This window comes from Endozoicomonas sp. SESOKO4, assembly GCF_024606275.1.
On the sequence record NZ_JAHHPS010000424.1, the window covers coordinates 1 to 3,914 of the forward strand.

The 3,914-nt window shown below is 46.1% G+C and carries 2 protein-coding genes; both read right to left on the reverse strand.

Features of this window, described 5'->3' with window-relative positions:
- Positions 1-2,737: hypothetical protein (locus KDK16_RS08325; protein WP_257275580.1), on the reverse strand; the 2,737-nt coding region annotated here is incomplete at its 3' end.
- Between the two features lie 363 nt (positions 2,738-3,100).
- A partial coding sequence (locus KDK16_RS08330; RefSeq protein ID WP_257275581.1) for a hypothetical protein occupies positions 3,101-3,914 on the reverse strand: 814 nt, incomplete at its 5' end.

Here is a 3,914-nt window from a genome sequence, read left to right on the forward strand (position 1 = left end):
TGCTGAGTTTATGCAGGGCGCTCAACGAGGGAAACAGGTCGAATACAGCCTGGGCACGGCTGGCTTCCAGAAAGCGCAGCTGATCATCCTTTGTTAAAGGTTGCAGAATTTTCAAGTAAAGCCTTTGCATGTATTTGAGTTTCAGCACCCCCGACAATGCTTGCAACCGGGCTGAGTAATGTTGCCACAGGCTCTTATCCGGTAATGACTTCAGCCGTTTGACGAAATAGACAAAACGCGATCTGTGTTCACTGGCAGAAAACAGAACCATTGCCTTGTCTAATACATGCAAAGGCAAGGACTTACTCGAATGATGCAGCAAAAAATTCCGGTCCTGTCGATCAGCCCGGAGGTAGCGCTCAACACCTTTGCCGCCATAAGAAGAAAGAAGTCTTATCAATGGTTTTAGCATCAGAACGGTTTTGGTGTTTTCATGGATTTTAAGAAATTGTTTTAACACTGCCCAGCTGAGTGACAAGTCCGGTTTGGAGGTGGAAAGGTAAAGAGCCACTGTTTTTATCTGACGATTGAATTTGTCATCCTCTGAATCGCTATTGTATTCGTCGTCCTCTTCACTATCTGAATCGCCATTTCCTTCAGTAAATTTTGTAAACAGCCACTGTTTCAGTTGTGTTTCCTGATGTTGCAGCATCTTAATAGCAGGTAGGCTTTCTGATTTCCAGAGCTTGGTCATAATTTGCAGGAGCAGATGATTGGTTGTCCCCCGGCAACGTGTCCAGTCCAGCACTTTTTTTACCTGATCATGTTTGGGCACGCCCTGGCAATGATTCATGGACGAGAATGCGCGGAACCTTTCTATACTGAAATCGCCATCTTTGTCTTTCCATTCTGGCCAGCCTAGCACCTCTTTTACTTCCTTATATTTGAGCATGCCCTGACCATTATTCATGCAAGAAAAGGCGCGGAAGCACTCCATACTGAACTCACCATTTTTGTCTCTCCATTCAGACCAGCTCAGTACCTCTTTCATTTCCTCATGTTTGGGCACGCCGTTGGTGTTGTACATTGACGAGAAAGAGTGGAATAGCTGCATATTGAACTTGCCATCCTTGTCTTTCCATTCCGGCCAGCTCAGTACCGCTTTCACTTTCTCATGTTTGAGCATACCTTTGGTATGATTCATGGATGAGAAAGCGCGAAACCGCTTCATACTGAACTCACCATCCTTGTCTTTCCATTCCGGCCAACCCAGCACCTCTTTCACTTCCTCATGTCTGAGCATGCCTCTGCCATGATTCATGGACGTGAAGCAGCGGAACAGCTCAATACTGAACTCATTATTCTTGTCTTTCCATTCCGACCAGCCCAGCATCTCTCTCACTTCCTCATGTCCGGGCATACCTCTTTTGGCGTACATAGACGATAAAGAGCGGAACAGCTCCGTACTGAATTTACCACCCTTGTCTTTCCATTCCGGCCAGCCCAGCACTTCTTTCATTTCCTCAGGCTTGGGTACGCCTTTCCCATTATTCATGGACGAAAAGGAAGTCAATACATCTAAACTCGCTAAATATTTGAGTTCGCTTTGGCTACGTTCGGCAAAATCACGGGTATGTTTTTTTATATTCTTTAACATGCCGGTCAACATGCCGGTATTTTTGATGGTTTCAGGAAGGTGCCGAAAAAAAACGATTGCATTATCGAAGAAGCCATTAAAAGACTTTCTCTCTACGAAACCAAGTAAGTTATAAAAAGTGTACTTGGCTGTGATGTTTTTTTTCTTGAAAACCTGCATCAGGGTTTGCACTTTTTCCAGCTCTTCCTCAGTTAATTCGTAAAGGATTTTTTCTTTTACTTTTTCCAATGGGTCATCTGAGATTCGAGTGTCTGCTCGTTTCTTTTTTTTAGCCGGTGTTGGTGCAACTGCTTTCGAATTATTTCTCTTTCTACACGAGCCCTTGTTTTTTTTCTGAGCAGGTTCTGATGAGTCATGCAGCTGAGTTTCTTCTGAGCTACGTCTTGCTCTTTTTTTACCATTAGTGCCTGAAAGGCAGGTGTTGCATAAAAACGCTGAAGCTGATTCCTCATTTGCTATGCGACTTATTTCCTGTGTATTCAGTGTCTTTTCACAATTGGAACAAGTTACAACCAAATTTTCGTTATCCTGCTCAGCAGAGGGTTTTAGTGGGTCATCACCTCCACGACCACTGCCGCCTGATGAACCGGTTCCCTGGTTACAGGCAGGGACTTCGCTCATCTGCCTGTTCTGAGACGTTGTCGTGGTTGTTGATGCTTTGGTCGTTCCGGAGGGTTGATCCTTTTCCCCGTTACACGTTTGACGGCCATAGTATTTGCCAGAAGCGATCACACGGTAAAGGCTGATTTCCCGACTATTCTCTGCTAGCCATGTCTTAACCAGCCCCGGATGAATCGTGGCGGGGTCTGACCTTTCCAGATCAAGAAGGTCCGCTTCAATCACCATGATCCGGTCTGACAAAATCCGGGCCAGCGTGGTTTGGCCTGTCTTAATCGCCCATAGTCGTTTCATTCGTAATATTCGAAGCAGTCGCCTTTTTTGTTGCAGGCATTTTTGAACAGGGTCAGGAACGAGGGTGAGGTCAGGGAGAGGCACCTTGTCAGGATTCCAGTGATTTCCGTCAGGTGGCCTGTCGCCATCATCTCCACCGGCAGCCCCCGTGGCGGTCAGAGCAGTGGAAGAATGCTCCAGGGCTTTCGGAGACGTGACCATCAGGTCAATGCGGCGTGTTTGCGTCATTGGCCAAACGGGTTGGAGAGGTAATTGAAGAAACGCAGGGGGACTGTTATTCGGCAGCAGCTGAAGCAAAATGAGCGCTAATTGCGTCAGCCCAACCGGAAGAGGCTTGGGCTGTTCATGTCCGGCTAACTTATTAGTATACAAGAAATGTGCTGGCAGCAGGTTTGAGCTGTCTAATCCCACTGCAGGCAGTGACTCACCAGACATTATTGTCACTAACAGCAGCAGTGATCGGACCATCGGGCAGATAGTTTTGTTTTTCTGTGGGCGTCCCATAGACTCAGGCGCATTGATTGACGTTTGCCGTATGCACGAGAATGTATAGCATCCCACTGGTTTTCGCGCCATAAACGGAGTTGGCAATTAGAAAATACTCCCACACCCATCAAGTAACTCTAATTCCTGGCAACTCTGATAAACATCAGGATTAACCCCTGATAATAAAGGGTCTCCTCTTCTTAACCGCTTTATTTTTCTGCATGCCAGTTGCCTCCATCTTTTCAGTATGTGGTCGGCGATATCAATTTTGGCTTTTTTAAGGACGGTCACTACATGCATAAGCTCCATTTCATTCTCATACTCGTTCAGTAATGTCAGTATTTCAGTGCTAAAAACTTCTGTCTGATTTAGCTTTAACCATAGGCGGCCAAACGCCTGTTTTTCTCTTTGGTCGTCGGGTGGGTTAACGCTTTGTAGTTCCGGTTCACTGATCGGCTCACAGGCTTCAGCTGTTCTGGATGGAACGTTATTCAAGTATTGAAACAGTGATTTTTTAATCTCATCGGGGCATTTTGTATCTGATGCTTCGATGCTTATTTTCAGTTTGCCAAGCAAGGAGACAGGCAGTCTCTCTTTATGATGGTCAAGGGATTTCCAGGCGACAGCTTTGATGGCCATTCCTCTGCTGATCAGGGTAGCCAGCACATGCATAGGTATTGGGTTGAAGGGCGCGACTCCAACATCACCTTTTGCCCCGGGCTCTCTGTTTACGACTAACCCGGTTTCGAGTCCCTGGATACATACCGGGTAATCGGGTTCTGAACGCTTTTGCCAATGATCTGCTGACAAATAATAGTGTTCAGGCACCCCAGTGATTTTCAAAAAAATCCTGAACTGCTCCTCTGACCAGTTGCTAATTTCCATTTTTTCATTCTGTATTTTCAGCTGCGGCATTGGA